We start from the raw sequence: 14,196 nt of genomic DNA, 5'->3' as shown, positions 1-14,196 counted from the left end.
ACCGCACGGTCAGCCCCGTGCGTCGATCGCCGACTGGACCGACTCCCGGTACCCCTCGGAGGTGTACGTCGCGCCGGAGACCGTGTCGATGTGGGACGACTGCGCGGAGACGACCTCCTGCGCCAGGATCGGCGTGGACCGGGCGGCGATCTGGGAGCTCTCGGGACCGACCGGCGACTGCACGGTCTGGACGTCGACGATCCGCGTCCCGGTGAACGTGACGGCCACCTGCACGGGTCCGTAGGGCGTCTGGGCGACGTCTCCGCCGACGGTCACCGTCGACGCGTCGGGCGTACCGGTTCCGGGGTTCGACGGCGAGGTGCCGTCCGGAACGGCCGACCCGGAGCCGCTCGTGGACCCGCCGGTGTCGCCGGCGGGGACGGTGCTTCCGGCGACGGCCGGCGCGGCCTGCTCGAACGGGAGGCCGCCGAACCGGGCCACGGCGATCGCCGCCAGCCCGGCCAGGGCGCCCAGGTAGACGACCGTTCCCCTCCAGCGGTGTGTGGTCATGACAGGCTCAGCTCCTCGTGATGGACGGCGGACCTCGGGACACCGGCCGCACGCGCCGAACGCACGACCGTGGCGACCATGCCGGGTGGACCGCACACGAACACGTCCCGCTGCGGCAGATCCGGCACGAGCGCACGGAGACGGCCGGCGTCGAGCGGGTCGTGGCCCAGCTCAGCGCGCCGGCCGACGACCGGCCGGTAGTCGATGCCCTCGGCCGCGAGCTCACCCCCCAGCCCCAGGTCCGCCGCCGACCGGGCGCGGTGCACCACCACGACGTCGTGGCCCCGCAGCCTCAGCTCCTCGGCGAGCGCTCGCACCGGCCCCACGCCGGCTCCGCCGGCGACCAGCAGGACGCCCCGCCGACGCGCCCGGGCCGCGGTGAACCGGCCGAACGGTCCTTCGAGGAGAACCCTGGTACCGGGCCGCAGTCCGGCCACCGCGCGCGAGTGGTCGCCCAGCGCGCCGATGGTGAACCTCAGGTGGTCCCCCGTCCGGGCCGCGGACACCGAGTACGGGTGGGCGGACACCAGGTGCCCGCGTACCAGGAAGCGGACGAGGAAGAACTGACCCGCCGTCGCGCCCAGGTCGCCGATTCCGCTGCCCGAGACCCAGACGCTCGTCATGCCGCCCGCCTCGGGAACGACCGCGGTCACCCGCGGCGCGTGGCGGACCACGTCGGCCAGGGGCAGGACGACCCGCCAGGTCAGCAGCGCGGCCGCGGTACCCGCGTACAGCAGGACCCACGCGAGGCGTGCCGCCGGGTCACCGACGAAGTGCGCCCCTGCGGCGATCTGGTGCCCGAACGTCAGGTAGATGCCGAGGTAGACGCTCAGGTGGACGACGAACCATGCCTCGTAGGAGAGGTAACCGCGCAGGAGCCGGGCGCTGGTCGCACCGACCAGCACGAACAGCGCCGTACCGGCGACCGCCGAGAGCATCTCCGGCTGGGTCGTCACGATGGTCACCGCCTCGTCCCACGGGGTGTGCCGGGACAGGAGCGCGCCGCCCAGGACCATCAGCAGCACGTGGGTCAGAACCAGGAGGACGACGCTCGTCCCGAGCGTCCGGTGCCACGCCACGAGCCGGTCGAGGCCGACGGCCCGCTCGAACCATGGCACCCTGCCGGTCAGGAGCACCTGCGCGCAGACCAGGACCGACGCGACGAGACCCGTGAGCTCGCCGAGCGCCGTGAGCGCCCCGCCGGGCGTGGTGCCCGCCCCGGAGGGCGTGCCCGTCCACCAGAAGACGGCGACTGCCACGAGGGCGAGGGCCAGAAGGGCCCGCAGTGCGAGGCTGCCGGGCCGGGCCGGCGCGGCGGCCCGGTCCGTCTGCCCGGCCCCGGGCGAGGGACGCGGTGGTGTGATCGTGCTCATGCCGACAGTCTCGGCGGCGATTCTCAGCGCATTCTCGGAGCCGGTTGCTCCTGTTCCGCCGCCGCCGTGAGCCCGGCCGGCGGGCCGGTCAGCGCCCGCAGCGCGTACAGGATGGTGGCCAGGTCGACGAGCTCCTGCACGAGGGCCCCGGTGACGGCCGGGATCGCGCCGGTCGCCGCCACGAGCATGAGCCCGATGCTCAGCCCGATGCCGAGCCAGATGGCCGTCAGGGCGGTGCGCAGGGTGTGCCGGCCGACCGACACCGCGTCCACGAGCCCACCGAGCGAGTCGACGAGCAGCACGACGTCGGCGGCGTCCCCTGCGGCCGTCGCACCCTTGGCACCCATCGCCACGCCGATGTCGGAGGCGGCCAGCACCGGCGCGTCGTTCACGCCGTCGCCGACCATCATCACGGGGCGCGGGCGCAGCTCCGCGGCGAGCCGCACCTTCTCGCCGGGCAGGAGCTCGGCGTGGACCTCGTCGATACCGACCTGCCGGGCGACCGACTCCCCCGTGGCCCGGGCGTCCCCGGTCAGCATCGTCACGTGCTCGACGCCGTTGGCGCGGAGCCAGGCCACGACCGCGGAGGACTCGGGCCGGGCGTCGTCGGCCAGGACGACGGCGCCCGCGAACCGCCCGTCCACCGCGACGTAGGCAGCCGCCTGGCCGGGGCCGAGCGGCGTGGCGACCGTGTCCGGGGCGACCGAGCGGACGTAGGCCGGTTTGCCGACCACGACCCGGCGGCCGTCGATGCTCGCCGCGACACCGTTCGTGGCCACCTCCTCGGCCTCGTCCGCCGCGAGCAGCACGAGGCCGCGGTCGGCGGCGGCCCGGCGCACGCTGTCGGCGAAGACGTGCGACGAGTACTGCTCGGCCGACGCGGCGAGGAGCAGCAGCTCGTCCGCGGCCAGCCCGTGGACGGGGCGGACCGCGACGAGGCCGGGTCGGCCCCGGGTGAGCGTCCCCGTCTTGTCGAACGCGACCGACCGCAGGCGCGCGAGCTGCTCGACGACCGTGCCGCCCTTCATGATCACCCCGAGCTTGGCGGCACGGGAGAGCCCGCTGAGGAAGGCCACGGGCGCCGCGATGAGCAGGGGGCACGGGGTGGCCAGCACCAGCACCTCGGCGAAGCGCACGGGGTCTCCCGAGAGCGTCCACGCGGCACCGGCCAGCACCAGCGAGACGGCGGTGAACGGCACGGCGAACCGGTCGGCCAGGCGCACGACCGGTGCCCGTGACCGCCCGGCCTCCTCGACCAGGGCGACGATCTGCTGGTACTGGCTGTCCGCGCTGCCGCGCACGGCTCGCATCCGGACCGCGCGCGTGCCGTTCACGGCACCGGACAGCACCTCGGCCCCCACCTCGCGACCGACCGGGAGGCTCTCCCCCGTCAGCGACGACTCGTCGAACGTGCCGCCGTCGTCGAGCAGCACGCCGTCGACCGGCACGATCTCACCTGGGCGCACCAGGAGGACGTCACCCACCACGACGTCGTCGACCGGGGTGTCCCGCACCCCGTCGAAGCCGGCGGAGCCCGGGTCCGCGACCACGTGGGCGGTCCGCGGGGAACGGTCGAGCAGCGCCGTCAGGTCGCGCCGCGCCCGGCGGGCGGCGAAGTCCTCGAGCGCCTCGCCGCCCGAGAGCATCAGCACGATCACCAGGGAGGCGACGTACTCCTGGACCGCCAGCGTCGCGACCATCGCCACCACCGCGAGGACGTCGAGCCCCACGTGACCCCGCAGCACGTCGCGCACCATCCCGACGAGCGTCCACACCACGAACGCGCCGACGTAGGCCGTCGCGACCCACCGCGCCGCGGCGGGCTGCTCCCCCGCCTGGAGCACGAGCACGAGCGCGAGCACGACGACGGTCGCCGTGATCGCGGGGTACCGCACCAACGCGCGCACCGGCCGCATCCAGCAATTCTCGCTCAGGTCGTCATTCCTTGAGGATCTCGCCCGACCGCTCGAGCACGAGGGGTGCCATGGTCGGGTCTCCCCGCAGCGGGACGACCTCGACCGGGGTGTCGGAGCCCGCGAGGACGTCCCGCGGGGTCCGCCCCAGGCGGACCGGGTGGCGCAGGTCGCGGTGCGGGCGGGCGACGAGCAGGAGGTGCGCGCCGGCCGCGGCCTCGACCAGTGCCTCGGCCGGTCGACCCGGCAGCACCACGCTCTCCACCCGGGTCTCCGGGAAGGCGGTGGACCAGTCGCGCACGGCCTCGCCCAGCATCCGGCTGCCCGCGCCGACCAGGGCGTCGACGTCGGCGGCCGCGACGGCGTCCGGGGCGAGATCGGCGAGGTCGGCCACCTGGACCAGGCGCAGCGTGGTGTGCCGGAGGGCGGCTGCGGCGTAGGCCCGCGCCAGCAGCTCGCCGTCGGCCGGGTACGACTTGATCCCCGCCACGACCCCGTCCCGGCGGGTTCCCTGCCAGTCCGCCGGCACGACCACCACCGGGACCGCCACGCGGGCGACCACCCCCGCCGTCAGTGCTCCCGCGACGACCCGCTCCAGCCCTCGGCGCGTCTCCCGGCCGAGGACCAGCAGACCGCCGGTCCCCGCCGCCGCGACCAGCTCGGTCGCACGAGGACCCCGGCCGAGCAGCGAGTCGAACGCCACGTCGGGCGCCGAGGCGCGCGCCTGCGACACGGCACGGTCGAGGATCAGCTCTCCCGCACTCCGCAGGTCCTCGACGTCGCGTCCCGCGGCGGGCCACAGACCGCCCTCCGGGAGCGGGGTGGGCGCCACGTGCACCATCCGCACGGGGCTGCCTCTGAGCCGGGCCTCGTGGATCGCGTACCGGATGGCCCCCGCGCTGCGTTCGCTCCCGTCCACGGCGACGACTACTGGATCGACGTTCCGGGTCGTGCCCATGACGAACCTCCCCTTGGTGTGGCCAGGACCGCTCTCCACCTCCAGGCTGCGCCGCGGACGGCGCGGCCGGGAGGGCCGAGGGTCACGCGCCCCGGGGACCTTCGCCCCTGCCCCGGGTCCGCCTGGCGCCACCGACCACGGTGATCTCGACCAGGTCGCCGACCACCAGGTGCGCGCCGGCGTCGAGCATCGGACCGCGGAGCGAACCGTGCCGGTCGACGCCGACGACCGTGCCGAAGCCGCCACGCCGGCCGGCCTCCACGCCGACGACGGCGTCCTCGAACAGCGCGCACCGGCCAGGGGACGCACCGAGCCGCACGGCCGCCTCGAGGTACAGCGCGGGGTCGGGCTTGCCCGGCAGCCCGAGACGGTCCGCGTCCAGGCCGTCGACGCGCACGTCCACCAGGTCGTCCACACCTGCCGCGTGGAGCACGGGACCGCAGTTGCGGCTCGCCGAGGCCGCGGCGACGCCGGTACCGCGGCGACGCAGCTCACGCAGCAGGCGCACGGTGCCCGGGAACGCGCGGACCCCGTGCGTCCCGATCTCGTCGAGGAAATAGCGGGTCTTGCGGTCGAGGAGCGACCCGAGCGTCTCCACCCCGGGGCCCGCGCCGCCCGGACCGCCCTCCTCCGGCAGGGTGATCCCCCGGGAGCGCAGAAAGCCGCGGGCGCCGTCGGCACGCGACCTGCCGTCGACGAAGCGGGGGTAGTCGCTCGCGACGTCGAACGGCGGGAGCTCGGCACCGCCCTGCCGCCCACGGTCCCGGAGCAGCTCGTCGAAGGCCCGCTTCCAGGCGGCGGCATGGATCCGGGCCGTGTCCGTGATGACGCCGTCCGTGTCGAGGACGACGGCGTCCACGACAGCCAGGTCCACCACCGCACGAGGTGGGCGTTCCATGCGACCACCTTCCTCCTCCGGCGCCGTCCGCACCACGGGGGCACGATGAAGGAAGTGCGCGACACCTGCGGGCGACCGGGAGGGCCGAGCGATGCTGGCATGGCAGGCACGGGGCGACAGGATGCTGACGCGCGCAGAGATACCCGTGCCGGTGCCGGCCGACGACGAGGTGCTGGTCCGCGTGCTCGCGTGCGGCGTGTGCCGCACCGACCTGCACGTGGTCGACGGCGACCTGCCGCCCCACCGCTCGCCGGTGGTCCCCGGGCACGAGGTCGTCGGCGAGGTGGAGCAGGTCGGCGCCCGGGTCCGCGGCCGCGTCGTCGGCGAACGGGTCGGGGTCGCGTGGCTCCGCTCGACGTGCGGCGAGTGCACCTGGTGCCGCCGGGGCGCGGAGAACCTGTGCCCGTCGTCGACCTACACGGGCTGGGACGCCGACGGCGGCTACGCCGAGCACGTGACGGCTCCGGCCGCGTACGTCTATCCCCTGCCGGACCTGGCCGACGTCCAGGTCGCCCCGCTGCTGTGCGCGGGCATCATCGGCTACCGGGCGCTGCGGCGGGCCGTGGTGCCGCCGGGCGGGCGGCTGGGCATCTACGGGTTCGGGGCCAGCGCGCACATCACCGCGCAGATCGCCCTGGCGCAGGGCGCCGAGCTGCACGTGCTCACCCGCGACGCCGACGCCCGTGCCCTGGCCCTGGAGCTGGGGGCGGCCTCGGCCGGGGCCGCGGCGGACGCGCCCCCGGTGCCGCTGGACTCGGCGATCGTGTTCGCGCCCGCCGGCGAGCTGGTCCCGGTGGCGCTGGCCGCGCTCGACCGGGGCGGCACCCTCGCGCTGGCGGGCATCCACCTGACCGACGTCCCGGCCCTGAGCTATCAGCAGCACCTGTTCCGCGAGCGCACGCTCACGAGCGTCACCGCCAACACCCGCGCCGACGGGGCCGAGCTGCTCCGGCTCGCCGTCCGGCTGGGGATCCGGGCGACGGTCACGCCGTACCGGCTGGACCAGGCGGACGTCGCGCTGCGCGACCTCGCGGCCGACCGGGTGCACGGGGCCGCGGTGCTGGTCGCGCCCTCGGCCTGACGCACGGCCCCCGTCCCTCTTCCGGATGGTGCCCGGGTCGTCCCCACCCGGCCGAAGGTCCCGTGGACACGTGACCGTCGGCCCTGCCCGCGGTGCGCGCGAGATGGTCGGCTGGGAAGGAGTACCCCGAGGCGGGGGCCGGACCGAGGAGATCATCATGGGCAGCACGTGGCAGCGCGGCATCGTCGTCGGCGTCGACGGGTCCCCGCAGAGCATGGCCGCCGTCGACTGGGCGGCACTGACGGCGGACCGGCACGGCGCACCCCTGACCGTGCTGACCGCCTACGTCAGCCCACCGGCCAACATGGCCGGGACGATGGGCGTCAGCGTCGACGACCTCCGCGACCGCGCGCACGACGCCGTCGAGCGCGCCGCCTCGCGGCTGGACGGCGCGCATCCCGGCGGTCACCCGGTCGACGAGCAGGTCGTGCACGGCGACCCGGCCCACGTGCTCGCGCAACGGTCCACCTCCGCCGACCTCGTGGTCGTCGGACGACGCGGGCTCGGCGCCCTGGACCGGGCCGTGCTCGGCTCGGTGTCGAGCGCGCTCGCCGCGACAGCACCCGGCCCCGTGGCCGTGGTCCCGTCCGGTGCGGCCACCGGCGAGCCGAACCGCGTGGTGGTCGCCGTGAGCAACGACGACGCCGGCCCCCAGCTCGACCTGGGGTTCGCGGAGGCCCACCAGCGAGCCTGCCCGCTGGTGGCGGTGCACGTGATGGAGCCCGACCCGGCGGCAGGGCTCGACTTCGGGGGACCGGACGTGGACCACCAGGAGGCGGAGCGGGACGGCGTCCAGCGCCAGGTCAGCCGTTGGTCCGAGAAGTACCCGTCGGTGCGCGAGCACGTCGTCTTCGGCGGAGGGAACCCGGTGGACGCGCTCCTGGACGAGCTCGGGCCCGACGACATCGTCGTGCTCGGCGGCCGCCCGCACTCGCAGACGGCCGGGCGCCTGCGGTACTCCGTCGCGGACGCCGTGCTCCGCCGGTCGCACCACCCCGTCATCATCGCGCACCACCAGGGCTGAGCCGAGCAGAGAGGGCATGATCATGAACCGACTTCAGGGCAGGACGGCGCTGGTGACCGGAGCCGCGAGCGGCATCGGCCGGGCGACCGCACTGCGCCTCGCCGAGGAAGGGGCTGCGGTGCTGGTCACCGACGTCCAGGACGCCGAGGGGCAGAAGGTCGCCGACGAGATCGTCGAGAAGGGTGGCCGCGCCGCGTTCCTGCACCACGACGTGGCCGACCAGGATGCCTGGAGCGCGGCGGTGGAGAGAGCCGTCACGCAGTTCGGCGGACTGGACGTGCTCGTGAACAACGCCGGCATCGGCGACCTGGGCACCATCGAGGACACGACCCTGGCGCAGTACGAGCGCACCGTGGCGGTCGACCAGACCGGAGTCTTCCTGGGCACGAAGGCCGCGGCGGAGGCGCTCAAGCGGTCCGGCCACGGTGCGGTGGTCAACATCAGCTCGATCTTCGGCACGAGTGGTGGCATGGGCACGTCCCCGGCCTACCACGCCGCGAAGGGCGCCGTCCGCACGCTCACCAAGAACGTGGCACTGGCCTGGGCGCGGGCCGGCGTGCGAGTCAACTCGATCCACCCGGGGTTCATCGACACACCGATCCTGGACGCGGCCCGGGGCACCGAGTTCGAGACCGCGATGATCGGCATGACCCCGATGGGCCGCCTGGGCAGGCCCGAGGAGATCGCCGCCGCGGTGGCGTACCTGGCGAGCGACGACGCGTCGTTCGTCACCGGCGCGGAGCTCTACGTCGACGGCGGGTTCATCGCCCGCTGACGGCCGGGCTGACGGCCGGTCGGTCAGTACGTCGTCAGCCCGTACGCGCGGAACTGGTCACGTACGCGCTCGGTCAGTCCCGGCGACGGCGGCCGGGTCGCCTCGAGCGCGTAGGGCCGACCGAGCGCGGCCCACTTGTACCGCCCCATCTGGTGGAACGGGAGCACCTCCACACGGCTCACCGTTCCGGGCCGGATCTCGTTCAGCTCGGCCACGTAGGCCGCGACGAGGTCGACGTTCCGCTCGTCGTCGGTGAGGTCCGGGACCAGCACGAAGCGGACCCAGACGTCCGGCGCCCGGCCGCCGCCGTCGGAGAGCCCGGCCCGGGCCAGGCGGCGCCCGAACGCGAGGGTCGGCGCCAGCTCACCGCCCGTCACCCGGCGGTAGGTGGCCGGGTCACCGGACTTCACGTCGAGCAGGACCAGGTCCGTGTCGGCGAGCATCGTGTCGGTGAGGTTCGCTCCCAGGTACCCGGACGTGTCCAGCGCGGTGTGCACGCCCAGCTGCTTGGCGCCGTGCAGCAGACGTGCGGTGAACGCCGGCTGCATCAGCGCCTCGCCACCGGACAGGGTGAGGCCGCCGCCGGTGGCCCGGAACACGGGTAGGTAGTGCCGCACGCGGCGCAGGACGTCCTCAGCGGTGACCGGCTCACCGTTCCTCAGCTGAAGCATGTCCGGGTTGTGGCAGTACAGGCAGCGCAGCGGGCAGCCCGCGAGGAAGATCGTGAGCCTCGTCCCGGGTCCGTCCACGGCCGTCACCAGCTCCCACGAATGGACCGAACCGAGCTCTCCCGACCGGATCGAGGCGAGCCGCCGTGACCGGGTGGTCACGGCTCGGGCCGGCGCGTCGCGCCCCATCACAGTCCTCCGTGGAAGGTCCTGCTCAGCACGTCGAGCTGTTGCTCGCGCGTGAGCCGGACGAAGTTCACCGCGTACCCCGAGACCCGGATCGTCAGCTGCGGGTAGTTCTCGGGGTGCTCCATGGCGTCCTCGAGGGTCTCCCGGTTCAACACGTTGACGTTCATGTGATAGCCGTCGAGCCCCACCGTCGCGTCCAGCAGGCCGGCCAGGTTGCCGACCTGCTCCTCGCGGGTCCGGCCGAGACCCGACGGCACCACGGTGCTCGTCAGGGAGATGCCGTCCTGTGCCTGGTCGTACGGCAGCTTGGCCACCGAGAGGGCCGAGGCGAGCATGCCGTGCGTGTCGCGCCCGTTCATCGGGTTGGCGCCCGGCGAGAAGGGCTCGCCGGCCCGCCGCCCGTCCGGCGTGTTGCCGGTCGCCTTGCCGTAGACGACGTTCGAGGTGATCGTCAGGACCGACTGCGTGGGCACCGCGTCACGGTAGGCGGGGCGACGCCGGACCTTGTCCATGAACGACTCGACGAGCTCGACCGCGATCGTGTCGGCGCGGTCGTCGTCGTTGCCGTACGCCGGGTACGAACCGCGCACGTCGTAGTCGACCACGACCCCGCGCTCGTCGAACAGGGGCACGACCTCGGCGTAGCGGATGGCGCTGAGCGAGTCGGCCGTGACCGCGAGCCCCGCGATCCCGCAGGCGAGCGTCCGCAGCACGGTGCGGTCGTGCAGCGCCATCTCCAGCCGCTCGTAGGCGTACTTGTCGTGCATGTAGTGGATCACGTTCAGTGCCTCGACGTAGGTGGCCGCCAGCCAGCTCATCGTCGTGTCGAGCCGCCTGAGCACGTCGTCGTAGTCGAGCGGTCGCCCGACCGGCACGGGTGCGAAGGCAGGCATGACCTGCTCGCCGCTGATCTCGTCCCGCCCGCCGTTGACGGCGTACAGCAGCGCCTTGGCCAGGTTCACGCGAGCACCGAAGAACTGCATCTGCTTGCCGACCGCCATCGGGGAGACGCAGCACGCGATCGCGGCGTCGTCGCCCCAGGAGCCACGGATCTGCCGGTCCGACTCGTACTGCAGCGCGCTCGTGTCGATCGACACCCGGGCGCAGAACTCCTTGAACCCGCGGGGCAGCCCCTGGTTCCAGAGCACCGTGAGGTTCGGCTCGGGTGCGGGACCGAGGTCGTACAGGGTCTGCAGGTAGCGGAACGAGGTCTTCGTGACCAGGGTGCGCCCGTCGTCTCCCGTACCCCCCACGGTCTCGGTGACCCAGGTGGGGTCGCCCGAGAACAGGGCGTCGTACTCGGGGGTCCGCAGGAACCGGACGATCCGCAGCTTGATGACGAGGTCGTCGACGAGCTCCTGCGCCTGCTCCTCGGTGATCAGTCCGGCGACGAGGTCCCGCTGGAGGTAGACGTCGAGGAAGGTCGAGGTGCGACCCAGCGACATCGCCGCACCGTTCTGCTCCTTGACCGCCCCGAGGTAGGCGAAGTACAGCCACTGCACGGCTTCCCTGGCCGTCCTCGCCGGCCCCGAGATGTCGTACCCGTAGGACGCCGCCATCTCCTTCAGCTCGCCCAGCGCGCGGATCTGCTCGGCGTGCTCCTCGCGCTCCCGCACCACCTGCTCGCTGAAGGGACGTGCGTCCAGGTACAGCTTGTCCGCCCGCTTGGCGTCGACCAGCCGGTCGACGCCGTACAGGGCGACGCGGCGGTAGTCGCCGATGATCCGCCCGCGGCCGTAGGCGTCGGGCAGGCCGGTGATGATGTGACTGCGCCGGGCGGCCCGGACGTCGGGCGAGTAGGCGTCGAAGACCCCCTCGTTGTGCGTCTTGCGGTACCTCGTGAAGATCTCCCTGACGGACTCGTCCACGTCGTAGCCGTAGGTCCTGAGCGACGTCTCGACGAGGCGCCAGCCACCGTTCGGCATGATGGCGCGCTTCAGCGGCGCGTCGGTCTGGAGCCCGACGATCAGCTCCGCGTCCCGGTCGATGTAGCCGGGCACGTGGGAGGTGATGCCCGCGGGGGTGTGCGGGTCGACGTCGTACACGCCCCGGGCGCGCTCCTCCGGGAACAGCGCGCTGACGACGCCCCAGACGTGCCTGGTGCGGGCGGTGGGCCCCGCGAGGAAGCCCGGGCCGCCCTCGTAGGGCGTGTAGTTGCGCTGGATGAAGTCGCGCACGTCCACGTGGTCCTGCCACGGGCCGGGGGTGAACCCGGACCATGCGGCGCAGCCCGGGCCGGCCTGCGACGCCGACCCGGCCGGTGCTTCACGGGTTGTGGTCATGATCTGCTCCTGTCCGTGTGGCGGGTCCGCCGTTCATGGGTGCAGCCGCACGGGGCCGTGCTCGAACTGGGCGATGTCGTCGGACGTGGCACGAAGGAGCCGGTCCGCCAGCTCGCGCAGCGCACGTGCCGCCGCGAGCTCCTCGCCGATCTCGGCGACCTGCGGGTCGTCCGGGTTGCGGCGGGCCCGTCCGTGACCCTCGAGCGACGTGCCGCTCGACGTGGTCAGCACGGCGTGGGCCGCGGTCAGGGTGCCGTCGCGCTCGATGTCGTCCGCGTCGAAGAGGCGGATCGTGACGTTCCAGGTGTGGGTCATGGCAGTGCTCCCTCTCGATCGTGGACGGTCAGGTGAAGACGATCTGGCCGCCGGCCGCCAGGTCGTAGAACTCGCCCACCGTGATGATGTCCTTCACCTGGCCGACGAAGTCGTCCCGCTCGTAGCCGAAGAGGTCGACCGACGCCTGGCAGGCGTACAGTCCCGCCCCGGTGTCGGCGATCATCTCGATGAACTCCGGGATCGGCGGGATGTCGAGCCGGTCCATCCTGCGGGCCATGTAGCGCGTCATGGCGGCCGAGACACCGGGCACGCCACCCACCCAGGTGCCCAGGTGGAGGCCCGGGTTGCCCACGGTGGCGAGCTTGATGTGCCCCCACCGGCGCCGATGGATCGCGTCCAGCCCGAAGAACGTGAAGAACAGGTTGGCCTCGATCCCCTCGGCGCGAGCGCCGTTGGCCATGATCAGACCGGGATAGACGCCCTCGAGAGAGCCCTTGGAGATGATGATCGAGACCTTCTCGATCGTGCCGTCGTCTGCCATGACGCACCGTCCTTCGTCGTTCCTGGTCCTCAGATGCAGCCGCGGGGCTTGGGGATGCCGGCGATCTTCGCGGCCAGCTTCGCCGGTCCCTTCGGGAACAGCTCGTACAGCTCCTTCACGCCGACGCCGGAGGTCTTGCCGAGCGCTCGCACGGTGGGACCGCTGCCCTTCTCCGCGTACTCGTGGCGGACGTGCTTGATGACCTGCCAGTGCTCCTCGGTGAGCGTCTCGATGCCTGCCTCGCGGGCGATCTCGGGCGCCATGCGCTCGTTCCACCGGTCCGGGTCGGTGAAGAAACCCTCGTCGTTCACCGGCACCGGGGTGCCGGCATAGGTCACGGTGGGCATGTCAGTCTCCTTGCTCGTCGTGCGGCTGTCCGTGCGGCGTCGGTACCGGACGGCGTACCGCGGGCAGGCGCTTGCCCGAGCGCGGCATGGTGGAACCGATCCCGGGGATGTCCCGGCCCGGCAGGAGGCCGTGCCAGTAGAGCCAGGCGAACATCCGCTTGCCCAGGTGGTTGAGCCGCGACTCCTCGAGCAGCGGCAGGCCGAGCGCGCCGGGGTACCGCCCGGGCAGCGGCTCGGTGTCGTAGTTGAAGTCGATCAGCAGGGCCTTGCCGAAACCGGTCTCGACGAAGCAGTTGGCATGCCCGTCGAAGCCGGCCTCCAGCTCCTGGCCGGCAAGGAACCGGGCCACGTTCCGGGTGAGGATCTCGCCCTCGAAGTGCGTGACCGACCCCGCCTTGGAGGCCGGCACGGCCGCGGCGTCGCCGATCACGAAGATGTTGGGGCGCGCAACGGACTGCAGGGTGCGCGGGTCCGCCGGCACGAAGCCCAGCTCGTCGCCCAGACCGGCCGAGGCCTCGACGTAGCCGGCACCGCCGTGCAGAGGCACCACGACCGCGAGGTCGAACGGCACCACACGCTCGTCGAACGACACCAGGCGCCCGCCCGCGGCGTCGTGCTCGACGCTGCCGGTGTTGAACTCGGTGACCAGCTCGATCTCCTTCCGGGCCAGCAGCCCGGCCAGTGCGGCGGCGGCCACGGGCTTGGTGAAGGCCGCGTCCAACGGGGTCACATAGGTCAGTGAGACCGCGTCACGGATCCCCCGCCGCCGGAAGTACCAGTCGGCGAGGAAGCAGAACTCCAGCGGCGCCACCGGGCACTTGATCGGCATGTCCACGACGTCGACGACAAGCCGGCCACCATCGAACGCAGCCAGCGCGGAAGCGAGCTCCTGCGCACCGGCGTGGTCGTAGAAGGAGTGCACCCCCGGAGCCGTGAGCCCCTCGGTCTCCTCCGGCAGCAGGCGTGCCCCGGTCGCGATCACCAGCAGGTCGTAGGGCAGCACCGAACCGTCGGCCAGGTGCACCCGGTCCTGATCGATGTCGACCCGACGGACGACACCGCGGCGGTAACCGATGCCCGCGTGGAGCTGCCTGCCACGGGCCCGGACGAGGCTCCCGGGGGCGGCCAGACCGAACGGCACGAACAACAGGCCGGGCTGGTAGACGTGGCGGTCGTCCTGGTCCACGACGGTGATCTCGACGTCCTCGTCGAGCATGCGGCGCAGCCGGTTCGCCGACAGCGTGCCGCCGGTGCCACCACCCAGGATCACGATTCGACTGGTCATGCTCCTAGTCTCGGTACGGGGAGAATCCGCCTCGTAGAGGCATTGGTCGTACTCGTGGGGGACGAAGGCCCGGGCA

General features: G+C 73.1%; 14 protein-coding genes. 3 read left to right on the top strand and 11 right to left on the bottom strand.

The genetic code is table 11. The features are described 5' to 3' along the window. Positions 1–9 precede the first annotated feature (9 nt). The 5 genes from ACH47X_RS20185 to ACH47X_RS20165 form a co-directional block, all read right to left on the bottom strand. Entirely contained in the window at positions 10–510 is a 501-nt protein-coding gene (locus tag ACH47X_RS20185) for an FMN-binding protein (protein WP_397406316.1), read from the bottom strand. Beyond that, positions 507–1,883, bottom strand: a complete 1,377-nt coding sequence (locus ACH47X_RS20180; RefSeq protein WP_397406314.1) for a ferredoxin reductase family protein — start codon at positions 1,881–1,883, stop codon at positions 507–509. Before ACH47X_RS20180 ends, ACH47X_RS20185 begins: the two co-directional genes overlap by 4 nt. A gap of 23 nt (positions 1,884–1,906) precedes the next feature. Continuing rightward, on the bottom strand, positions 1,907–3,799 hold the full coding sequence (locus tag ACH47X_RS20175; protein WP_397406312.1) for a heavy metal translocating P-type ATPase: 1,893 nt from the start codon (positions 3,797–3,799) through the stop codon (positions 1,907–1,909). 22 nt (positions 3,800–3,821) lie between these two features. Beyond that, positions 3,822–4,754 carry a universal stress protein gene (locus ACH47X_RS20170; protein ID WP_397406310.1) on the bottom strand — a complete coding sequence of 311 codons (933 nt, stop codon included), beginning with the start codon at positions 4,752–4,754 and terminating at the stop codon, positions 3,822–3,824. Positions 4,755–4,836: 82 nt separating this feature from the next. After that, on the bottom strand, positions 4,837–5,652 hold the full coding sequence (locus ACH47X_RS20165; protein WP_397406308.1) for an HAD family hydrolase: 816 nt from the start codon (positions 5,650–5,652) through the stop codon (positions 4,837–4,839). Between the two features lie 121 nt (positions 5,653–5,773). On the opposite strand from ACH47X_RS20165, the gene ACH47X_RS20160 reads away from it, so the two are divergent. From ACH47X_RS20160 to ACH47X_RS20150, 3 genes are all read left to right on the top strand, one after another. Next, positions 5,774–6,733, top strand: coding sequence for a zinc-dependent alcohol dehydrogenase family protein (locus ACH47X_RS20160; RefSeq protein ID WP_397406307.1), 960 nt, complete (start codon positions 5,774–5,776; stop codon positions 6,731–6,733). Between the two features lie 70 nt (positions 6,734–6,803). Then, on the top strand, positions 6,804–7,757 hold the full coding sequence (locus ACH47X_RS20155; RefSeq protein WP_397406306.1) for a universal stress protein: 954 nt from the start codon (positions 6,804–6,806) through the stop codon (positions 7,755–7,757). Positions 7,758–7,779: 22 nt separating this feature from the next. Then, positions 7,780–8,532: an SDR family NAD(P)-dependent oxidoreductase gene (locus ACH47X_RS20150; RefSeq protein ID WP_397406305.1), complete on the top strand. Its 753-nt coding sequence runs from the start codon at positions 7,780–7,782 to the stop codon at positions 8,530–8,532. 23 nt (positions 8,533–8,555) lie between these two features. On the opposite strand, the gene pflA is transcribed toward ACH47X_RS20150, so the two are convergent. Genes pflA through ACH47X_RS20120 form a run of 6 tightly spaced genes read right to left on the bottom strand, consistent with a single transcriptional unit; the run spans position 8,556 to position 14,120 of the window. Further along, positions 8,556–9,389, bottom strand: coding sequence for a pyruvate formate-lyase-activating protein (pflA, locus tag ACH47X_RS20145; RefSeq protein ID WP_397406304.1), 834 nt, complete (start codon positions 9,387–9,389; stop codon positions 8,556–8,558). Next, the gene (gene pflB / locus ACH47X_RS20140; protein ID WP_397406303.1) at positions 9,389–11,671 is read right to left on the bottom strand and encodes a formate C-acetyltransferase; all 2,283 of its coding nucleotides are present in this window, start codon (positions 11,669–11,671) and stop codon (positions 9,389–9,391) included. Before pflB ends, pflA begins: the two co-directional genes overlap by 1 nt. Before the next feature lie 33 nt (positions 11,672–11,704). Next, positions 11,705–11,986, bottom strand: a complete 282-nt coding sequence (locus ACH47X_RS20135) for a dsRBD fold-containing protein (RefSeq protein WP_397406302.1) — start codon at positions 11,984–11,986, stop codon at positions 11,705–11,707. Positions 11,987–12,014: 28 nt separating this feature from the next. After that, on the bottom strand, positions 12,015–12,488 hold the full coding sequence (locus ACH47X_RS20130) for a DsrE/DsrF/DrsH-like family protein (protein WP_397406301.1): 474 nt from the start codon (positions 12,486–12,488) through the stop codon (positions 12,015–12,017). A gap of 29 nt (positions 12,489–12,517) precedes the next feature. Beyond that, positions 12,518–12,835 (bottom strand): TusE/DsrC/DsvC family sulfur relay protein, encoded by a 318-nt coding sequence (locus ACH47X_RS20125; protein ID WP_397406300.1) that lies wholly within the window; start codon positions 12,833–12,835, stop codon positions 12,518–12,520. A gap of 1 nt (position 12,836) precedes the next feature. After that, complete coding sequence (locus tag ACH47X_RS20120; RefSeq protein ID WP_397406299.1) at positions 12,837–14,120, bottom strand: NAD(P)/FAD-dependent oxidoreductase; 1,284 nt, start codon at positions 14,118–14,120, stop codon at positions 12,837–12,839. Positions 14,121–14,196 lie beyond the last annotated feature (76 nt).

It is taken from the genome of Promicromonospora kroppenstedtii, from assembly GCF_044389675.1.
In the GTDB taxonomy this organism is placed as follows: Bacteria; Actinomycetota; Actinomycetes; order Actinomycetales; family Cellulomonadaceae; genus Promicromonospora; species Promicromonospora kroppenstedtii.
The sequence above is the reverse complement of the archived record's forward strand: the minus strand, read 5'-3'. Positions and strand labels throughout refer to the sequence as shown.

Coding starts and splice junctions, on each gene's coding strand:
- ACH47X_RS20135 (WP_397406302.1), bottom strand. CDS start 11,986: ATGACCCACACCTGGAACGTCACGATCCGCCTCTTCGACGCGGACGAC.
- ACH47X_RS20120 (WP_397406299.1), bottom strand. CDS start 14,120: ATGACCAGTCGAATCGTGATCCTGGGTGGTGGCACCGGCGGCACGCTG.
- ACH47X_RS20125 (WP_397406300.1), bottom strand. CDS start 12,835: ATGCCCACCGTGACCTATGCCGGCACCCCGGTGCCGGTGAACGACGAG.
- ACH47X_RS20160 (WP_397406307.1), top strand. CDS start 5,774: ATGCTGACGCGCGCAGAGATACCCGTGCCGGTGCCGGCCGACGACGAG.
- ACH47X_RS20180 (WP_397406314.1), bottom strand. CDS start 1,883: ATGAGCACGATCACACCACCGCGTCCCTCGCCCGGGGCCGGGCAGACG.
- ACH47X_RS20185 (WP_397406316.1), bottom strand. CDS start 510: ATGACCACACACCGCTGGAGGGGAACGGTCGTCTACCTGGGCGCCCTG.
- pflA (WP_397406304.1), bottom strand. CDS start 9,389: ATGGGGCGCGACGCGCCGGCCCGAGCCGTGACCACCCGGTCACGGCGG.
- ACH47X_RS20175 (WP_397406312.1), bottom strand. CDS start 3,799: ATGCGGCCGGTGCGCGCGTTGGTGCGGTACCCCGCGATCACGGCGACC.
- ACH47X_RS20150 (WP_397406305.1), top strand. CDS start 7,780: ATGAACCGACTTCAGGGCAGGACGGCGCTGGTGACCGGAGCCGCGAGC.
- pflB (WP_397406303.1), bottom strand. CDS start 11,671: ATGACCACAACCCGTGAAGCACCGGCCGGGTCGGCGTCGCAGGCCGGC.
- ACH47X_RS20170 (WP_397406310.1), bottom strand. CDS start 4,754: ATGGGCACGACCCGGAACGTCGATCCAGTAGTCGTCGCCGTGGACGGG.
- ACH47X_RS20130 (WP_397406301.1), bottom strand. CDS start 12,488: ATGGCAGACGACGGCACGATCGAGAAGGTCTCGATCATCATCTCCAAG.
- ACH47X_RS20165 (WP_397406308.1), bottom strand. CDS start 5,652: ATGGAACGCCCACCTCGTGCGGTGGTGGACCTGGCTGTCGTGGACGCC.